Origin of the sequence: Marinilabilia sp. (assembly GCF_016278715.1) — a bacterium.
GTDB lineage: Bacteria > Bacteroidota > Bacteroidia > Bacteroidales > Marinilabiliaceae > Marinilabilia.
The window spans coordinates 1-18344 of the sequence record NZ_JADQBH010000165.1 but is presented as its reverse complement, the minus strand read 5'-3'; the positions used below and the strand labels follow the sequence as shown (position 1 = coordinate 18344).

Genomic DNA, 18344 nt, shown 5'->3' with positions numbered 1-18344 from the left:
GAAAACGACTTCAGCTCCGTCACGGCAACAGGTAATTGATCTCCAGCACCGTCCGGTTGTAAGCCCTCAAACTATCCATATAATCCAGAATCAACCGGCGGGCCTGATCCATCACGGTGACATACTCCAGCACACTTATTTCTCCGGCCTCGAAAGATTTTCGGGCCACATGCATCATTTCCGAAGCCTGTGCGCTTCCGCTGGATTCGAAAACCTCAAGCGACCGGGCATGCTTTCGGTTTTGGCCAATTAGTGCTTCCAGCTGGCCGGAGAGTTGTCTTTGAAAATTACGATAATCCATACGGGCCGCTTCCATATCCAATCTGGCTGATTTCACTTTAGAACTTTGACTTCCAAAAAACAAAGGAAAAGCCAGTCCTACTTCAAAACCACGATAAACCCGGGCATTCTCCTCCTCGTTGGTACCCTGAAAATAACCCAGATTGATGTCGGGCAACCAGTTTAGTTTGTGCACATTCAATTGTTTCGAAGCCATTTCGCCCGAAGCATTTTGCATCAGCAATCCGGGATGTCCGGCCAAATCAGGGACCTGCATATTCAGGCGTGGCAGTGAATCCATTGCTACCTCAAATTCATCCTCGCTCTGAAGCAAACTGGACAAACGCTGCATAGCTGTCTTCTTATCTTCCGAAGCCCGCAGCAGCATCAGAGCCACCTCATCTTTTTTGGAGCGGGCCAGCAGAAGATCCAACCGGTTGCCGGCTCCTGTTTTTTGTCGGGTGTCGGCAGCACGGGCATAAATGGAATAAAGCGAATCAAGAGATTGATAGTGTTTTTCCACACATCTAAAATATACCACGTCGTAATAAGAAGTCAAAACGTTCAGGGTCAGCTCCTGCTGATTCATTCGATGCCGATACAACTGAATCTCTTCTTCAGCTTTCAAGACTTTCTTCCCGGCCATATAAACCAGAGGGAATTTCAGGCTCTGTTGAACTCCCCAAACGGTTATGGGGTCATCATTGTCGGCAGCAATGTTATTTTCATCATAGCTGACATAAACCTCCGTCTTATCCAAATCCCATGCTGTGGAAGTCCTGGCACCGGCAGCTTTCACTTTCAGGTCTGACGCCAAAATACCTGTATTGTTTTCCAGCGCAATTTTCACGGCTTCGTCCGGGCCAAGCGGTTTTTGAGCAGTTAGCCCCACTGGTACTAACAAAAGCACCAAAACAGTCAGCCAGTTAGGGATTCCAAACTTCCGCAACTTTGAGCGATCTTCCATCAAACAATACAACACCGGCAAAACCACCAAAGTCAGCAAAGTAGCTGTTACCAAACCACCCACCACAACCGTAGCCAGAGGCCGCTGCACTTCAGCACCGGCACCTGAAGAGAAAGCCATCGGGAAGAAACCAAAAGCGGTGGAGGTGGCGGTCAAAAGAACAGGTCGCAACCTTTGCCGTGCACCGGAAAGGATCAATTCTTTCAAATCAGTCATGCCCGAGCGTCGTAAATCATTGTAATGTTCTATCAAAACAATACCGTTGAGCACCGACACACCGAACAATGCCACAAATCCTACCCCCGCCGAAATGGAAAAAGGCATTCCACGCAACCATAAAAAAAGAATTCCGCCCACGGCAGAAAGAGGCACAGCTGAAAATACCAGAATGGCCGGACGAATACTGCCAAAAGCAAAATGCAACATAATAAAGATCAGCAACAGCGCCACTGGTACCACTACCAGCAATCGCTGACGGGCACTTCTTAAATTTTCAAACTGTCCGCCGTATTCCACATAATAACCGGGAGGTAAATCAACTTTCTCATCAATCAAAACGCCGGCATCTTCCACCACCGATTCCAGGTCGCGTCCTCTGACATTCACACCAACCACAATTCGCCGTCGGGCTTCATCTCTGGAAATCTGAGCCGGTCCCTTAGAATAAGAAATATCAGCTACTTCTCCAACAGGAATAATGCTGCCTCCAGGAAGGGTGACCATAAGATTTTTGAGATCTTCGATAGAATTTCGGGATTCCTTAGCCAACCTGACCACCAGATCGAACCTACGTTCTCCTTCATAAACTGTCCCAACAGTAGTTCCGGCAAAGGCCACATTTATCAACCTATTAACATCAGCAATATTAAGCCCAAGGGAAGCAAGCTTCTTGCGGTTGTAGGTCACAAGCATCTCGGGCAAACCGGTAGTCTTTTCCAACACCACATCAGCCGCCCCCGGAATTTGGTGCATCAATTCCTTAATCTGCTCCCCCTTCTGATTGAGCACATCCATATCGTCACCAAACACTTTGATGGCTAAATCGGCCCTCACCCCGGTAATAAGTTCGTTAAAACGCATTTCGATGGGTTGAGTAAACTCTATTTCAAGACCGGGAATTTTTGCCTGAATCCGTTCTTTGAATTTGTCGGCAAGCTCATCTTTAGTATCAGCAGTAGTCCATTTCCCTTTACGGATAAGCGTGATTATTACGTCGGTTTCCTCCATAGACATAGGGTCGGTAGGCACTTCTGCAGCACCGATGCGACTTACCACCTGACGGGTTTCGGGAAATGACTTGACAATTTTTTCAATGCGGGTCATAATTTCGATGGTCTCCCCCAGACTGGTTCCGGTTTTCAGCACAGGTTGAATCACAAAGTCGCCCTCGTCCAGGGTGGGGACAAACTCTGCCCCCAGACGGGTAAAGATAAACCCGGAGCCACCAAGCAACAGAGCAGCAAGAATGACTACAACTTTTTTATGATCCATTGCCCACGCGATGGTGGGTGCGTAAAGGCGGTTCAGGAAGTCCATCAAACGATCAGAGATGGTCCTTTTTTCCCTGCTTGATGCTTTGATAAACAATGCTGAGATGGCCGGGACAAAAGTAAAACCAAAGACCATAGCACCTATCAGAGCGAAGCTAAAAGTCAGCGCCATGGGACGGAACATCTTGCCTTCCACACCGCTTAGCGTAAGTATAGGTATGAGAACAATAATGATGATAATCTGACCAAAGACGGCCGACTTCATCATTTTTGAAGCCCCTTCAACAGACAAAGCATCCCTTGCATGGAGCCGTTCATCAGGGGACAACTCATTTAAGCCTTTTCGTCGCACATTAACTTTATAGGAAATGTATTCCACTATAATCACTGCGCCATCGATAATAATACCAAAGTCGATGGCTCCCAGGCTCATAAGGTTGGCATCAACGCCGGTCATATACATCAGTGAAAGGGCAAAAAGCAAACTTAAAGGGATGATGGCAGCCACCACCAGCCCGGAACGCCAGCTGCCAAGAAGAAGTACCACCACAAAAATCACAATCAGGGCGCCCAACACCAGGTTTTCTGCAATGGTGGCGGTAGTTCGGCCAATCAGGCCGCTTCGGTCGAGAAATGGATTGATGTAAACCCCTTGTGGTAAAGTCTTCTGAACTTCCGCCACACGTTCTTTCACACGATCTATCACCGCTTTCGAATTTGCTCCTTTCAGCATCATCACCTGCCCCATCACTTTTTCGCCTTCTCCGTTTCCGGTAATGGCACCAAAACGGTTGGCACTGCCAAATTGCACTTCGGCGACATGCCTGACCAGGACGGGTGTTCCCGCTCTGTTTCGAACTACAATATTTCGGATATCATCCAGATTTTCCACCAGTCCTTCGCCCCGCACAAAATAACTCTGCCCGCTACGTTCAATGTAACTCCCTCCCGCCATATTATTGTTTTCGGACACGGCACTAAAAACCTGCTCCAGGGTAACATCCAACGCTTTAAGCTTGGCCGGATCAACAGCCACTTCGTACTGTTTCAGGAACCCGCCCCATGTGTTCACCTCCACTACCCCCTCAGTACCGGAGAGTTGCCGCTTTACCATCCAATCCTGAATGGAGCGCAACTCCATAGGTGAGAAATGCTCTTCATACCCAGGTTCCACTTCGAGTGTGTATTGAAAAATCTCGCCCAATCCTGTTGACACCGGTCCCATAAAAGGTTTTCCATATCCTTCTGGAATCGCTTCCGAAGCTGCATTAAGTTTTTCTGAAATCAACTGTCGGGGAAGATAAGTACCCATATCCTCATCAAAGACGATGGTTACAACCGAAAGCCCAAATTTTGAAACCGATCTAATCTCCTGAACTCCGGGCAAATTGGCCATTTCCATCTCCACCGGATAGGTAAGAAATTTCTCAACATCCAGCGTAGATAAGTTACGTGAAGTAGTGATAACCTGAACCTGATTATTGGTCACATCGGGTGTGGCACCAATGGGTAATCGAGAGAGAGAGAAAATTCCAAAAGCTGAAACAGTGGCGGTAAAGAGAAACACCATCAGCTTATTTCGAACACTAAACCGGACTATTGCCTCAATCATAGGAAGTGAAGTTGAATGGTTATTGGCTTAAAATCAGTGGTTAATTTACAAATAAAAAAACAAAATGTTCAACCATGCATTCTACCAATTCGAAAAATTACATTATCCATAGTTTTGACAACAAATCCGGCAAGATCATTCGATTTTATTAAACTTTCACTACTCCAACAGACCGTTAGATTTTTAGATATTAGAATTAAAATAAATCGTATAACGCTGAAAATCTGCATTTCATCACAAATCAATCCTCCGGCGTAAACAACTGATTAAAAGAGTTCTTTGTAAAAGTTTAATAAATTATTAAGTACTCAATAGTCCGTTAAAAAAGCATAAACGCAGAGGTGCATAAGTGCCTGACTTTTAATATTCGTATTTTTTTGGCAAAATTTTTCCAAACATTTATTATGAAAATGGCTGCGCCATTTTTTGTTTGGCGTCCACAAATTACACGAATTGATTAGAGATTTCTTCGGGCATGGACCTCGCAGTATCTGAACCTCCGCGTAAAAGATAAGAGATTTGAAGGATTAAACTTTAAACAATTCGCACCTCTGATATGTATAATTAAAAGAATCTAAAATTGAGAAACCAAAAAAAAGGAAAAGAAAATGAAAACACCTGAAAATTGGATTATTGAAAACAATCAGCTTACGCGCACATTTGTGCTGAGCAACTTTGTAAAGGCCGTTGAATTTGTGAACAAGATAGTTCCAATAGCAGAAGAGGCCGACCACCATCCGGACATTGAGATTTTCGCTTACAAGAAGGTAAAAGTAAAACTCATCTCGCACGACGTAGGAGAAATAACAGAGAAAGATGTGAACCTTGCTGAAAAAATAAGTAACCTTAAAAGTTAAGTTCGTTACTCAACCACAGTAACATCAAGCGCACGTGCAAGGGATTCATCGAAAAGCGCGGGAAGAAACAGTAAAAACTCACTTCCTTTGGCAGGTTTGGATTTTAACTCAATATGTCCTCCCAGCATGTTTGCCAGATGCTTGCAGAGCGCCAGCCCAAGGCCATTCCCCCCAAACATACGGGTATGGCCTTCATCGGCTTGTCTGAAACGTCTGAAAATAACCTTGTGCATCTTTGCAGGGATACCAATTCCTGTGTCTTTCACGGAGAATAACACCCACCGGTTTTCGGTATAAGAAACCGTTATGGTAATGCCACCCTGTTCTGTAAACTTCACTGCATTGGACAAAAGATTCAGAAGAATCTGACGCAGACGCGACTCATCGGTAACAAGCTTAAACTTGTCAGGTAGTGCATTCTGCACTGAAACCTGCAATTGATTCTTATTGAGCTTTTTCTTAAAGATTTCGGTCTCCCCAAGCAAATCATCCAGCAGTTTTTGCGCCTGAATTCTTATTGGATGAATCTGAACCAGTCCTGAATCAATAAAGGAGAACTCAATAATATCATCCATTACATGCAATAAGTGCTCGCTACTCTCATTGATCATGTCAATGTACATGAGTGACTCATCGCGAGAGAGATCTTGGTCTTTCAGCAAGCCTGAAAATCCCATAACCGCATTTAGTGGCGTGCGAATTTCATGGCTGATATTGGCAAGAAAGGCAGATTTCAGCCTGTCACTTTCCTCTGCTTTTTTTCGGGCTTTCACAACTTTGGTAACATCCCTGAAAAAGGTCATTTTTGCCTGATAGATGCCTTCAAACACTACAGGAACGGTTGTAATCTGGTAATCCCGCTTATTGATACGATGCTCCTGCCGTTTGCGAAAACCCGACATATTCTCTTGGGCTGCCATACACCAGGGGCAGGGTTCTTTGAGCCCGAATACCAGCGAGTGGCATTTCAAGTTTTTCTTTACGTTGCCAAAACGCTTTTTAAAAGCCCGGTTAACATACACAATTTCGTATTGATCGTCGCTAATCATGACCGGATCCTGTAGGCTTTCCATCATTGTCCGATACTTCACTTCGCTCAACTCAAGCGCCTCTTTTGCCTTTTTTGTATCGGTAACATCTTCTACGAAAGTCACTTTTTTATATTCACCCGAAGCATCTTTAATGCGCGTTGCATCAGCCACAATGAAATGCTCCTTGCCGTCTTTGTCAATAACCGTCCAGTTGCCTTTAATTTCTTTTCCTTTATTAATAAAGTCGTCATGAAGTTCGAACATGTATGCACGATTGTCCTTCGGCACCACCAAAGTAAAATGCTTTCCAATTAACTCTTCCGGTGTATAGCCGTATATCTGGCAGTACTCTTCATTCACAAACTCAAAATTCCCCTCTTTATCGGTGATACAAATCCCAATAATGCAACTTTCTATAATGTCTCTGAAACGTTGTTCACTGTTTTTCAAATCTTCCAGGGCCCTCTCTTGATCGGTAATATTCCGGGCAACAGCCAGTATCGCTTTACGGCCTCCCAGATTAAAAATGCGGGCATTCACTTCGGTTGGAATTTCTTTTCCCGACTTGCTGCGCTGAATAACTTTAAAAACAAAAAATCCTTTCTGTTCAAGCCCTTGAGCCACCAGATTGTAATTGGTAGATCCTGCAACATCAATATCAGCGGGCGTGAGGGCAAAGAGCTCCTGTTTGGTATATTCAAGTCTCCTGCAGGCCACCTTATTGGCTTCAATAATTGTTCCCGGCACACTATTCTTTTCATCCCAGGAAAAAAGCAATACGGCATCTCGAATATTCTCAAAAAGAGTTTGATACAAATTCTCGCTATCCGAAAGAACCCTTTTACTATTGTTCTTACCTAATGCTTTTCGAATTACCTCCGCCACATAAGGAAAGAAATATTCTTTTTGGTCAGACCATTGCAAAAATTCTTCTGCACCACCCTTCATCACTTCTGAAGCCTGACTTACATCACCATCTTCGGCAATCACCACAAAAGGAACTTCTAATTCATTCTCATTCATCCACCGTATAAAACCGACAGCATCCATATCGTTGAGATGATCCTGCAGAACCATGATGTCATATTCATTTCGAACCAATGCCTCTTTTGCAACAGAAGTATTGGTGAGCATCTCCACCGTGCCAAAAAAATCGCCCAGAAAATTCTGTAGCTCTTTTCTTTGCCCCGGTTTATTCAGAAGAAGTATTTTGGATGAAATATTCATTACTAGTACAAAAAAAATCAAGCCTGCATGGAAAGCAAAAATCCAGGTAAACGCCCTTCCCGATAAAAATACATGCAGTTTATGTGGCAAGTTTAAAAAATCAAAACCCCATGCTTTTTTCAGAAGACATTTCCAGCTTTTGTCTTAACCAAGTACAACTTTACGTAAAAAAAAACTTTTTGTTCTGTTAAAGAACCGCAACACACAACCTCATCTATAAAAACCCCGTTTTTTCTACTATTACAGTAGTAAAAGTAATTTACAACATATCTCACCACAAATACAAGAATGTCCAGCGAAGAAACCAGATTTGCAGTTTTAATTGAAAGGCAGAACAACAGAGAAGATACTCCCTGTGCCGATAGTTGAACGAACTTTTAGAAGTCCCCCCATTCCTTCCACAAGATTCTTACTTATGAACAATCCAAGTCCGTTGCCTCCTGCCACGCGAGTGGATGACTCATCTACCTGTCTGAATCGCTCAAAAATAATGGGTATTTTGGCTTTTGGAATCCCCATTCCGGTATCTTCCACATTAAAAATAACTTCTTTATCGTTCCGGAAAGCCTCCAATTTCACATACCCTTTTTTCGTGAATTTGATTCCATTGCTCATCAGATTCATTAAAATCTGTTTCAACCGCAAAGGATCAGAATTAAAGCTAAAACCGGCAGGTAAGGTATTCGCCAGCAATAACTCAATTTCAGGTTTACTCCCATCAGCCAGTTCCAGCCGCATCACATCCATCACCTCCGAGAGCAAAATATTCACATCCACCGGAATTTTAGAAATACGTAGGTCACCTTGTTCAATACGGGCAACATCCACTATGTCATCGATGATGTTCAACAACTGAATACCACTCTGATGTATCAGATCCACAAAACGGCTTTTCTCTTCATAAGTCAGGGTGTCGTCATTTAAAATATCTGAAAAGCCCAGAATAGCATTCAGGGGGGTCCTTACTTCGTGACTCATATTGGCAAGGAATGCTGTTTTTAAACGATCACTCTCCTCTGCCCGTTTTTTATCTTTGAGTATTTCAGTAAGATCGCGAAGCACCACCATTTTCCTCATCACTTCCGGTTCAAACTCAACTGGCACCATGATTATTTGAAAAATACGACCGTCAGACTCACGGTAATACTCCGATTCAAATTTCTGACCGGGCTTTAGGTTCGCCACATCTTTACACCAGTTGCACTTTCTCTCTGTTCCTCTTATTTTTCTGTAGCAAAAAGTATCGTTATCGATATCTCCAAAATGGCTTCGAAAAGCTTTATTGGCAAAAATTATCCTGCAATCATTGTCCGTAATATACAAGGGAACATCCAGTTCCTCCATCATGCTTCGATACCTTTTTTCACTCCTGCGTAACTCATCTTCTGCCCTTACCTTTTCAGTTACATCGGTCACAAAAGTCACCAGACGTTTTTTTCCATTCAACCAGCTTATTGGAAGGGTTTCAATAACCACGGTTTTTTTCTCCCCATTTTTATTTCTGACGTTCCACGTTCCCTGACGATTCTCTTCATTGTCGAGCAACCCGGCATGTACTTCCAATGTCATCAGACGAATTTCTTCATCCACTAATAAACCTATAGAATTGCCCAAAAGTTCTTTTTCCGAATACCCATAAATTTTACAAAATGCCGGATTTACAAACTCAAACACGCCAAACTTGTCGGTAATGCAGATTCCTGAAACCGATTTTTCAATCACTCCTTTAAATCTTTGTTCACTTTGTTCCAGCGACTCCGAAAGACGACGGTTCCGACGCAGATAATTCTTGATTATCAGCAGCAATAACACTGAAACCGAAACCACGAAAAACTCACCTTTCCATGTTTGCAGACGGGAATATTCATGGGGGTTATCTACAAATATAAAAACCAAGCGATCGCTGAACAAAATCCATGCACTCCCAATCACCAGAAATAACACTGAAACACGAATGGCCATTCCCCATTCCGGATCAAGTTTTTGCTTTAGGCGATTGAGCATATCGTGTTTTATTAAGTTTTTTATATTAACCTAACATCTATACGAGAAAATTCGTTCACAAGATTCAAAAAAGAGTGGGTGTAATGGTCAACTCCACAAAAGCAAAGTTGGGAAAGCGCTCCTGAACAACACCTTGCAGCTGGCGAAAAGAGTCGGTGGGAAGATAAAAAAGCCATCCTGCCTTCAATGCTCCCCATCCATTAAATTTAAATTTTAGTTCCACTTCATTTTCCATTCCTAGTGCTTTACCATCCGGAGTATTTGAATTGGTTTGCGCAAGACTAAAAAAATGAGTCGTGTTTTTCAGCGAAATATTGTCCGACACTTTGTATCCCAGATATCCGTACCAATCAGACAATCCACCACCACCGGTATGTGAAGTCATATTCCGGAAATAATCCATGTGTCCAAAAAATCGGTGTCGGGCTCCATACAATGCATCAAACAAATTTTCGGTGGTGGAATCTGCCTCATCATTTCCGGACAGGTAACTAAAACCCACGCCAGGCTTATATCGTCCCAGACTCAAAGAGGCATCTGCATCCACCAAAAAAGCGCTGACTTCGGTTCCAACCTGGTTCTTTCCATACTGAAAATAAAAATTTCCCTTCATCGAGAAAGAACCCACATTATAGGTCGCATATACTCCTGATGTCTGTTTAAAATGCATGGTATTGGTTGTATCGGTTTCAGTCACCCCGGAAGCAATGTGGCTAAATGAAACATCAAAAGTTTCCCCAAAACTCTTTTTTAACCATAAAAAATTCAAAGACTTTATTCTGTCAGAAAGATAAAAACTCTCCGATGCAGTAGCTTTTAAGGAGTTCCAGGAAGCACCGGCATGTATAGCCCAGGCACCGGCTATGGTTTTAAACACAACAGCATCGTAAGCCAGTCCGTGCTGATTCCAGTTCCGTCCTGACAGCAATCGTTGATTATCGTAGGAAAGTTGCTGACGCCCCACGGAAATCCAACTGTTTTCCCACAACCTCAATTCGGCATAACCTTCAAATAAATCAAAAGATGCCTCGTCTCCAAAAACACCGGTCGAACTGGAGAGCTGCTCGTCTCCCCAAACTCTCACATCCTGAGGAGCAAACTTCAACTTCAACCCATCGGTCTGATAGCTGACAGACATCCGCAATCGCTGTAAAGCAATAAAGGATGGAGAAGCACTGCTTGACAGCAACTCCCCGTAACCGGCTCTCCATTCAAAGCGCGGTCGGTATTCCACTTCAGCATTTACCTGTCCCCTGACTGAAAATGAGGCAAGAAAGCCAGTAAGGGTCATCAAAAAAATAGTCATTAAGCGTGTTATTGTTTTCATAATTCAAACGTTTTCCCGTTCTGACACAATAGAAGAGAGGATCATTCGAAAAATCATCAAGGCGAAAACTTATTGTCTACCAAAAAGCGGGAAAGGGTTTTTGCTTATTCTGTCAGATTCGACATTCAAAGCAGAAAGTCTTTGTAAGAAAAGGTTAAATACTTCAATATTTTTTCTTTTTCTCATTTCCAAACGATATGCAGCTCAGCAAATTTCTGGTTTTTTGAAACCTTTTGTCCCGATTTTACGATAAAACAAGAACAACGAGATACCTTATCATAACTGATTTCCAACAAGCTTATCATTTAGAAAATGAAGCACACCATCTTTATTATATTATTCCTGATATTCTCACTTCCATCAACAGTCGGAAGCCAGGGAGTAAAGACTGCGCCCAACCAAACAGATGAAAATAATCAGCGAACCGGTCAATGGGAAACATATTACGATAGTGGCGAACTAAAGGAATCGGGTATTTACGCTGATGGCCAACGCACCGGCCTTTGGAAATCGTTTTACAAAAGCGGCGCCCTGAAACATGAAATCACTTACGAAAACGGGATGGCCAAAGGCCCCGCAAAGTTTTTCTATCGCGACGGACAACTATGGGAAGAAGGTTATTGGGACATTGACCACTGGAAAGGAAAATACACCTTATACCATGCCAACGGACAAAAATTCTATGAATGGAACTACAATGATGCCGGGAAACGAACCGGAGAACAGAAGTATTTCCATGCCAACGGAGAAGTGCAATATTCAGGCGAGTGGAAAAACGGACAGGCAAATGGTGAGGTTTCTGTTTTTAACAACCGGGGCCAACTACTTGAGAAGCGCGAATACTCAGAAGAGGGATTCAGCAAAAGTACCGTCGTAACCTCCCGCCCCGAAAATACCGATGAAGATCCTGACCGAAAAATACTGCCATTCTACGGCACAGGACACTACACACTTCAGTCGATCGACGGACTCACCATCAAGGAAGGCTATTTCAGGGACGGTATCCTCCAGGACGGGAAACATTATATCTACAGCCAACAGGACAGCCTCATTGAGGTCAGAATTGTGGAAAACGGGAAATATGTGAAGTAACCAGGTACACTCCCAACACTCCTGATATTTTTCTTAACTTAGCCGTCTGAAATTAACGCTTAACAAGCAGACGACTATCATGGAAAACAATCTGACGCTTTACAATACGCTTTCGCGAAAAAAAGAATCATTCAACCCCATAAAACCGCCGCATGTAGGACTTTACGTCTGTGGCCCCACCGTTTATGGCGACCCGCACCTGGGACACGCCCGACCAGCCATCACTTTTGACATTCTGTTCCGTTACCTGTCACATTTGGGATATAAAGTGCGCTACGTACGCAACATCACCGATGTAGGCCATCTGGAAAACGATGCCGACGAAGGCGAGGACAAAATCGCTCAGAAAGCGCGTCTGGAAGAGGTTGAGCCCATGGAAGTGGTGCAGTACTACACCGATCGTTACCACAAATTCATGGAGGCTCTCAATGTAAAACCGCCCAGCATTGAACCACGGGCATCCGGCCATATTATTGAGCAACTGGAAATTGTCAGGGAAATTCTTGACAAAGGGTATGCCTACGAGAAAAACGGATCCGTCTATTTCGATGTTCAGAAATACGACAAAGACCACAAGTACGGAGTCCTGTCGGGTCGTGTGCTGGAAGATTTGCTAAGCACCACCCGCGAACTGGAAGGGCAATCAGAGAAACGCAACAGCTTCGACTTTGCCCTCTGGAAAAAAGCCACACCGACACACATCATGCGCTGGCCATCGCCCTATAGCGACGGATTCCCCGGATGGCACCTTGAGTGCTCGGCCATGAGTGCCAGATACCTGGGCGAACAGTTCGACATCCACGGAGGAGGCATGGATCTGCTGTTCCCCCATCATGAATGTGAAATTGCACAATCGGTCGCGGCCAACGGAAAAACTCCTGCGCGCTACTGGATGCACAACAACATGATTACCATCAACGGACAGAAGATGGGCAAATCGTTGGGCAATTTTATTACCCTGGAGGAGTTCTTTACAGGCAACCATAAGCTGCTCGACAAAGCATGGTCGCCAATGACCATTCGCTTCTTCATTCTGCAGGCTCATTACCGCAGCACGGTGGACTTCTCCAACGAAGCACTGCAGGCTGCTGAGAAAGGGATGGAACGCCTGATGGAAGCCCTTCGGCAAATGGATAAAATCAAAGCGGGCGACAAAACCACTTTCAATCTGAATCAGTTCAGAGAAAAGTGCTACGGTGCCCTCAATGATGATATGAACAGCCCCATCCTGATAGCGCATCTCTTCGAAGGTGTAAAAGCCATCAACAGTGCCCTGGCCGGAAAAGAGTCTTTTACCCTAGAGGATTTGGAAAAATTCCGCCAACTGATGCATTTGTTTGCAGAAGAAATTATGGGACTATCTCAGGAAACAACAGCGGATGCAGGAGATTCTCAGGTGCTAAACGGCGTAATGGAACTCCTCCTCAATGTGCGTCAGCAAGCCAAAAAAGCCAAAGACTTTGACACCTCCGACCGCATTCGTGACGGCCTGAAAAACCTGGGCATTGAAGTGCGTGACGGAAAAGACGGAGCTGATTGGGAAGTGAAATAAAGACTCGGGGTGCCCAAAAGAGACTTTGGAAGAAGGTTAGACATTGGAGGTTAGAGGATCGAGGTTTGATCTACTTTGAACGATTTCAAACAGGCTGAAAGTCTGTAGAGAAAAAGCCCCGGACAACGCCCGGGGAAAATAGATTATTCATCTAAAAAGGCAAAACATTCCAATAAAAATTGAATTAAATGCAAAAGCAAATCACTCAATTTATTAACATTCCATTGGTATTATCAGTGGTTGCTTTGATTTCCCTTGGATCAGGATGCAACAGCACCGGCTCAAAGAAATCATCAGAGAAAGAAGATATAGCCCGGCCGAAACTTCAGACACCAGCCTTCAATGCCGACTCAGCCTTCAGTTATATTCAAAAACAGGTTGATTTTGGGCCACGGGTTCCCAACACACCTGAGCACGAAGCAACAGCAAACTGGCTGGCCGCAAAAATGGAGAGTATGGGGGCCGATGTCATTATTCAGAAAGGCAAAGTCACCGCTTTCGACAACAGCATCTTAAACATCAAAAACATCATTGCGCAGTTTCAGCCCGAAAAAAACAACCGCATTCTGCTTTTTGCCCATTGGGACACACGTCCTTTTGCCGACTATGACCCCGACCCGGCCAAACGCAATCAGCCCATCGACGGAGCCAATGACGGAGCCAGCGGTGTGGGCGTTTTAATGGAGATTGCCCGGCACCTTCAGGATAATCCTACACATCCGGGCATCGACATCATCTTTTTCGATGCGGAAGATTACGGCACACCCGATCACCTCAATGTGGAATACAAACAAGATACATGGTGTTTGGGCAGCCAGTATTGGGGAAAAAATCCGCACAAAAAGAATTATTATGCCCAATATGGCATCTTGCTGGATATGGTAGGAGCCAAAAATGCCCGTTTCTATCAGGAACAGGCTTCTCTGAGATTTGCTCCGAAGCTGGTCAACCATATTTGGGATACAGCTGCAGCACTGGGGTACGGCAGTTATTTCATTTTCCGGAAAGGCGGATACATTACCGACGACCACGTTTATGTAAATAAACATACGGGCATACCTGCCGTAGATATTATTCAGTACGATCCCTCTACCAAAACCTCATTCGGTAGTTACTGGCACACACATGACGATACGATGGAGAATATTGACCGCAACACACTGAAAGCAGTGGGCCAAACGGTAATGGAGGTTATTTACGGCCCCCTCTAACTCTCCAAAAATGGGAGGAGGGCCCCCGGAAAAAAAGGAAGAAGAGAATGCCTGGCAGAAAACAAAAAGCGACCATAAAAGAAAAACTACCAACCGTCAGGGGAGAATTGCTGCCTGCCGACGGGCCTTTAGTCGCCGGTTGCGATGAGGCAGGCCGTGGATGTCTGGCAGGCCCGGTAGCAGCTGCTGCCGTTATTCTGCCCGAAGGTTTTAATCACCCGCTACTGAACGACTCCAAACAAATTTCTGAGAAAAAACGCGATTTACTAAGGCAGATAATTGAAGATGAAGCCCTCGCCTGGGCGGTTGCTATGGTTCACAATGAAGAAATTGACCGCATTAATATTCTGAACGCTTCCATAAGAGCCATGCACCTTGCCATTAAGCAGTTAACCCCAACACCGGTGTCGTTGCTAATCGATGGCAACCGGTTTCACACTTACAAAGAAATCCCCCACCGGTGCATTGTAAAGGGCGACAGCATTTATCGATGCATTGCAGCTGCCAGTATTTTAGCCAAGACACACAGAGATGAGTATATGCTGGGCCAACATGAGAGGTATCCTTTTTATGACTGGAACAAAAACAAAGGCTACCCCACAAAAGCACATCGTTCAGGAATCGAGACTCATGGAGTAACGTCGGTTCACCGACTATCTTTTAAGTTGACAGAGAAACAAACCAGTATTCAGTGGGAGTAAATTCCGGTTTCTATTTTCCGGAATTGGTTAGAAACAAAAAAGTCACCTCCTTATTATCCGGAAGTGACTTTCTTAAATTCTAATTACTTCTCAAATATTAGAACGAATAGCTTAATCCAACCTGAATTACACTGTTTTTAATATCGCCATCTTCTTCGTCAGAAATATTTGAAAGCCCTATATTATATCGTACATCCACCCCAAGCGGTCCAAAATCGTATCCCGCACCAACATTAAATCCAAAGTCAGAACCTTTCAAATACTCTTTAATATCCTCAGTTTCTGACTCACCGCCACCTTCATATTCATTCTCAGCTGACAGCAACAAACTCACTTGAGGACCTGCCTGCAAATTAAGTCCTCCGGCAATGTTATACTTTAACATCAAAGGAATATCAAGATAGTTAAGTTTAGTCGTCTGGTCAAAATCTACCCCCATGATTGAAGAAGTGTTTTTTATTCCTTTCATAGAGTACAATAACTCAGGCTGAAACGCTAACTTTTCTCCAAGCCCGAGATTAACAAAGGCACCAAAAAATGGAGCTAATCTTGAATCGGCATCCTCAACATCATCACCGGTAGCATTCGCTATGTTTACACCGGCTTTTAATCCAAATTTAGCCTGAGCGATGGATGCTGTGGAAACACTTAGTAACATCACAGCTACAAAAAACAAAACTTTTTTCATAATAAATAAGTTAGTTTGATTAAAAAAAGACATTAACTGTCTGCATTAATTGTATCGAAAATAAAACATTTCGGTTGAAAAGCTTTCCAAACTCATTGAATACCCACCTTTTTTATGATGAATGGCTCCTATCTTTACACCAACCCCTAATTTTTATAGATAAAAACATGTTTTAACACTATTTCCAACTATCTGATTATTAACCTTAAATAGTCTATTATTATTTATTGCCTATTCATATAAGGTATATGCACAAAAAATGTACTATCTCAATCGTTACCGATAACCATTATAAATTAACCTTTTTTGACCACTGCAGGATTCAAATTAAAAACAAATACTTATTTTCGCAACTAGTCTTAATCAAAATCATATTTATTATGAAGAAACTTTTAATCGTTCTGACCCTTGTATTGGGTATTTCTGCGTTTACTACAAACGCAAGTGCATCTTACACTATTGACGATGCCCAGATTGAAAATCTTTTTGCCTCAGCTACAGCTACAACTTTCAGCATGGTTGCTGATATAGCAGAAGCTGCTCCTGCCATGGCAGTTGCTTCAGCCAGCGGCGGAAAAGACCCTTTAATTGCCATTTTGCTTGACTTCTTCCTGGGAGGTTTCGGTATTCACCGTTTCTATCTTGGAACTAAAGTCATGACAGGAATTGGATACATCCTTACCTGTGGTGGTATCTTCGGCCTGATGCCTTTGATTGACCTTATTGTTTTGGCAGTCAACTGGGACGACATCAGCGCTTATGTTGATAATCCGAAATTCTTTATGTGGTAATACAAAAACCATTTTAACAAAAAACAAACAGGTCTGTCATCCCGACAGGCCTGTTTTTGTAGTTCCAACTTCCTATTTAACATTATGAATTCTGTTTTCGGTAAAAGAAATTATTTTAAAAAAGCAGGTTTTCTATTGCTGGTTGTTCTCTCCATGCCAGCGATCAACGTTTTCGCACAAACCTACACAGGTCAGGTGAGCGTAGATGCACTTTACCAGAACTATCAAAAAGGGAGTCTGTTTACAGCAGAGGCCTCTTCGTTTTACGACGGGCAAACCGGGAAAATAATTACGCATTACCTTTCCCCTACCGAGTTCTACAAAACCATCAATGCAAAAGGTGAAACAACCATTTATCTTCCTGATAAAAACACGGTTTCCTTTATGCAAAACAGCCACTATTCAAGTAAAACTGAATTACTCTATTTCTTTGTCAACAACCTCACGCAGGACATGGGCCTCAGACATGAAGGTTTTACACAAATAAATACACGGCGCGAAAACAATTACATCATCACTACATGGCAGGCACCCCCGGGCATGCAAGCTATCAGCACAGTTGAGTTGGTTGCGGAAAATTTCACACCCATCTATGCTCAATACTTTGACAACAAAGGGGCTGTGAAAAGAAAAATCTACTATTATGATTATTATATTGGCCCACAGTTTCTCCTCCCAAAAAAAATAACAGAAATCAGTTATACTGCTGAAAATGACAGCACCATCAGGCGTACCACTTTTTCCAATATAAAAACAGGCTTCGAAGCCGATGATAAATTGTTTGATTTCAAAATCCCGGATGATGCACAAAAAGTCGATTTCTAAATGTTCGATTGTTCTGGTGTTATTTCTTCTATTCGCATTCGGTGCCCATTCTCAAAATAAAGATGCCCTCCGAAGCGATTTAACACGGATCAACTCCTCCGAGCAAGACGATTTGCTGAAAATTCACCAGACAGAAAACAGAAAAAGGGTATTTCTTGTAAAAAAAGAGGACCCTCTGATAGACAAAATCAATCCCATAAAGCTTACTTTTGGAGGGCTTTTGTATTTTTATCAGACTTCGCTTTCCAAACATTTCTCAGCCGATTGCCTCTATGAACCATCTTGTTCCAATTTCAGCAAAGATGCAATTTCTCATTATGGACTGATAAAAGGTATTTTTCTTACTTCAGACCGACTTAGCAGATGCAACAGAATAGCACAAACATCCCTGCATCCACTCACCATCAATCCTGAAACCAGACACTCATCAGATGGATGGTCCAAATACCAGTTCAAGTCCTATAATCCTTCAGAACATTTTCATTGATGCGGTTTTTAATCTTTATTACCATCATTCTTTTTGCGGCAATTCATGCCTCGGCACAAAAGGCGCCGGAAAGGATTCAATTTTCCGAATACCTGATAAACCAGGCCTTGTACGAAGAGGCGGTGTATGAGAGCAATCAAATTTTGCAGCTAAAGCTGACAAAACCACAAACCGACTCGGCACTCTATAGATCGGAAGAGCAC

The 18344-nt window shown here is 43.3% G+C and carries 13 protein-coding genes and 1 pseudogene; 9 read left to right on the top strand and 5 right to left on the bottom strand.

Annotation, left to right across the window (positions count from 1 at the left end; translation table 11 throughout):
• Window positions 1-19: 19 nt before the first annotated feature.
• Window positions 20-4348 carry a CusA/CzcA family heavy metal efflux RND transporter gene (locus QZZ43_RS10530; protein ID WP_291858779.1) on the bottom strand — a complete coding sequence of 1443 codons (4329 nt, stop codon included), beginning with the start codon at window positions 4346-4348 and terminating at the stop codon, window positions 20-22.
• A 608-nt stretch (window positions 4349-4956) separates the two neighbouring features.
• Between QZZ43_RS10530 and QZZ43_RS10525 the strand changes: the two genes are divergently transcribed.
• Entirely contained in the window at window positions 4957-5205 is a 249-nt protein-coding gene (locus QZZ43_RS10525) for a 4a-hydroxytetrahydrobiopterin dehydratase (protein ID WP_291858776.1), read from the top strand.
• Window positions 5206-5210: 5 nt separating this feature from the next.
• Here the strand turns inward: QZZ43_RS10525 and QZZ43_RS10520 are convergent, their stop codons facing one another.
• The 3 genes from QZZ43_RS10520 to QZZ43_RS10510 all read right to left on the bottom strand — a co-directional run bounded on the left by QZZ43_RS10520 (window position 5211) and on the right by QZZ43_RS10510 (window position 10794).
• Entirely contained in the window at window positions 5211-7463 is a 2253-nt protein-coding gene (locus QZZ43_RS10520; RefSeq protein ID WP_291858774.1) for a PAS domain S-box protein, read from the bottom strand.
• A 318-nt stretch (window positions 7464-7781) separates the two neighbouring features.
• A complete protein-coding gene (locus tag QZZ43_RS10515) occupies window positions 7782-9467 on the bottom strand; it encodes a PAS domain S-box protein (protein ID WP_291858771.1) in 1686 nt (561 codons plus the stop codon).
• A 64-nt stretch (window positions 9468-9531) separates the two neighbouring features.
• Window positions 9532-10794, bottom strand: a complete 1263-nt coding sequence (locus QZZ43_RS10510; RefSeq protein ID WP_291858768.1) for an alginate export family protein — start codon at window positions 10792-10794, stop codon at window positions 9532-9534.
• 312 nt (window positions 10795-11106) lie between these two features.
• Here QZZ43_RS10510 and QZZ43_RS10505 point away from each other — a divergent pair, with 312 nt between their 5' ends.
• The 4 genes from QZZ43_RS10505 to QZZ43_RS10490 all read left to right on the top strand — a co-directional run bounded on the left by QZZ43_RS10505 (window position 11107) and on the right by QZZ43_RS10490 (window position 15350).
• On the top strand, window positions 11107-11886 hold the full coding sequence (locus QZZ43_RS10505) for a toxin-antitoxin system YwqK family antitoxin (RefSeq protein ID WP_291858765.1): 780 nt from the start codon (window positions 11107-11109) through the stop codon (window positions 11884-11886).
• Between the two features lie 79 nt (window positions 11887-11965).
• Window positions 11966-13438: a cysteine--tRNA ligase gene (cysS, locus tag QZZ43_RS10500; protein ID WP_291858762.1), complete on the top strand. Its 1473-nt coding sequence runs from the start codon at window positions 11966-11968 to the stop codon at window positions 13436-13438.
• Between the two features lie 188 nt (window positions 13439-13626).
• Window positions 13627-14649, top strand: coding sequence for a M28 family peptidase (locus QZZ43_RS10495; protein ID WP_291858759.1), 1023 nt, complete (start codon window positions 13627-13629; stop codon window positions 14647-14649).
• A gap of 47 nt (window positions 14650-14696) precedes the next feature.
• Window positions 14697-15350, top strand: a complete 654-nt coding sequence (locus tag QZZ43_RS10490; protein WP_291858756.1) for a ribonuclease HII — start codon at window positions 14697-14699, stop codon at window positions 15348-15350.
• Window positions 15351-15447: 97 nt separating this feature from the next.
• Here the strand turns inward: QZZ43_RS10490 and QZZ43_RS10485 are convergent, their stop codons facing one another.
• Window positions 15448-16038 carry a porin family protein gene (locus QZZ43_RS10485; RefSeq protein ID WP_291858753.1) on the bottom strand — a complete coding sequence of 197 codons (591 nt, stop codon included), beginning with the start codon at window positions 16036-16038 and terminating at the stop codon, window positions 15448-15450.
• Window positions 16039-16418: 380 nt separating this feature from the next.
• Here QZZ43_RS10485 and QZZ43_RS10480 point away from each other — a divergent pair, with 380 nt between their 5' ends.
• The 4 genes and pseudogenes from QZZ43_RS10480 to QZZ43_RS10465 all read left to right on the top strand — a co-directional run.
• Window positions 16419-16829: a TM2 domain-containing protein gene (locus tag QZZ43_RS10480; protein WP_291858750.1), complete on the top strand. Its 411-nt coding sequence runs from the start codon at window positions 16419-16421 to the stop codon at window positions 16827-16829.
• 84 nt (window positions 16830-16913) lie between these two features.
• Complete coding sequence (locus QZZ43_RS10475; RefSeq protein ID WP_291858747.1) at window positions 16914-17654, top strand: hypothetical protein; 741 nt, start codon at window positions 16914-16916, stop codon at window positions 17652-17654.
• A complete protein-coding gene (yidD, locus tag QZZ43_RS10470) occupies window positions 17632-18141 on the top strand; it encodes a membrane protein insertion efficiency factor YidD (RefSeq protein WP_291858744.1) in 510 nt (169 codons plus the stop codon). The genes QZZ43_RS10475 and yidD overlap by 23 nt, the downstream gene beginning before the upstream one ends.
• A pseudogene (locus QZZ43_RS10465) lies at window positions 18141-18344 on the top strand (hypothetical protein); the annotation flags it as partial. The gene yidD and the pseudogene QZZ43_RS10465, both read left to right, overlap by 1 nt.

Excerpts from the sequence above, each read along its gene's own strand:
- QZZ43_RS10530 (WP_291858779.1), bottom strand. The coding sequence starts at position 4,348 with ATGATTGAGGCAATAGTCCGGTTTAGTGTTCGAAATAAGCTGATGGTG.
- QZZ43_RS10525 (WP_291858776.1), top strand. The coding sequence starts at position 4,957 with ATGAAAACACCTGAAAATTGGATTATTGAAAACAATCAGCTTACGCGC.
- QZZ43_RS10520 (WP_291858774.1), bottom strand. The coding sequence starts at position 7,463 with ATGAATATTTCATCCAAAATACTTCTTCTGAATAAACCGGGGCAAAGA.
- QZZ43_RS10515 (WP_291858771.1), bottom strand. The coding sequence starts at position 9,467 with ATGCTCAATCGCCTAAAGCAAAAACTTGATCCGGAATGGGGAATGGCC.
- QZZ43_RS10510 (WP_291858768.1), bottom strand. The coding sequence starts at position 10,794 with ATGAAAACAATAACACGCTTAATGACTATTTTTTTGATGACCCTTACT.
- QZZ43_RS10505 (WP_291858765.1), top strand. The coding sequence starts at position 11,107 with ATGAAGCACACCATCTTTATTATATTATTCCTGATATTCTCACTTCCA.
- cysS (WP_291858762.1), top strand. The coding sequence starts at position 11,966 with ATGGAAAACAATCTGACGCTTTACAATACGCTTTCGCGAAAAAAAGAA.
- QZZ43_RS10495 (WP_291858759.1), top strand. The coding sequence starts at position 13,627 with ATGCAAAAGCAAATCACTCAATTTATTAACATTCCATTGGTATTATCA.
- QZZ43_RS10490 (WP_291858756.1), top strand. The coding sequence starts at position 14,697 with ATGCCTGGCAGAAAACAAAAAGCGACCATAAAAGAAAAACTACCAACC.
- QZZ43_RS10485 (WP_291858753.1), bottom strand. The coding sequence starts at position 16,038 with ATGAAAAAAGTTTTGTTTTTTGTAGCTGTGATGTTACTAAGTGTTTCC.
- QZZ43_RS10480 (WP_291858750.1), top strand. The coding sequence starts at position 16,419 with ATGAAGAAACTTTTAATCGTTCTGACCCTTGTATTGGGTATTTCTGCG.
- QZZ43_RS10475 (WP_291858747.1), top strand. The coding sequence starts at position 16,914 with ATGAATTCTGTTTTCGGTAAAAGAAATTATTTTAAAAAAGCAGGTTTT.
- yidD (WP_291858744.1), top strand. The coding sequence starts at position 17,632 with ATGCACAAAAAGTCGATTTCTAAATGTTCGATTGTTCTGGTGTTATTT.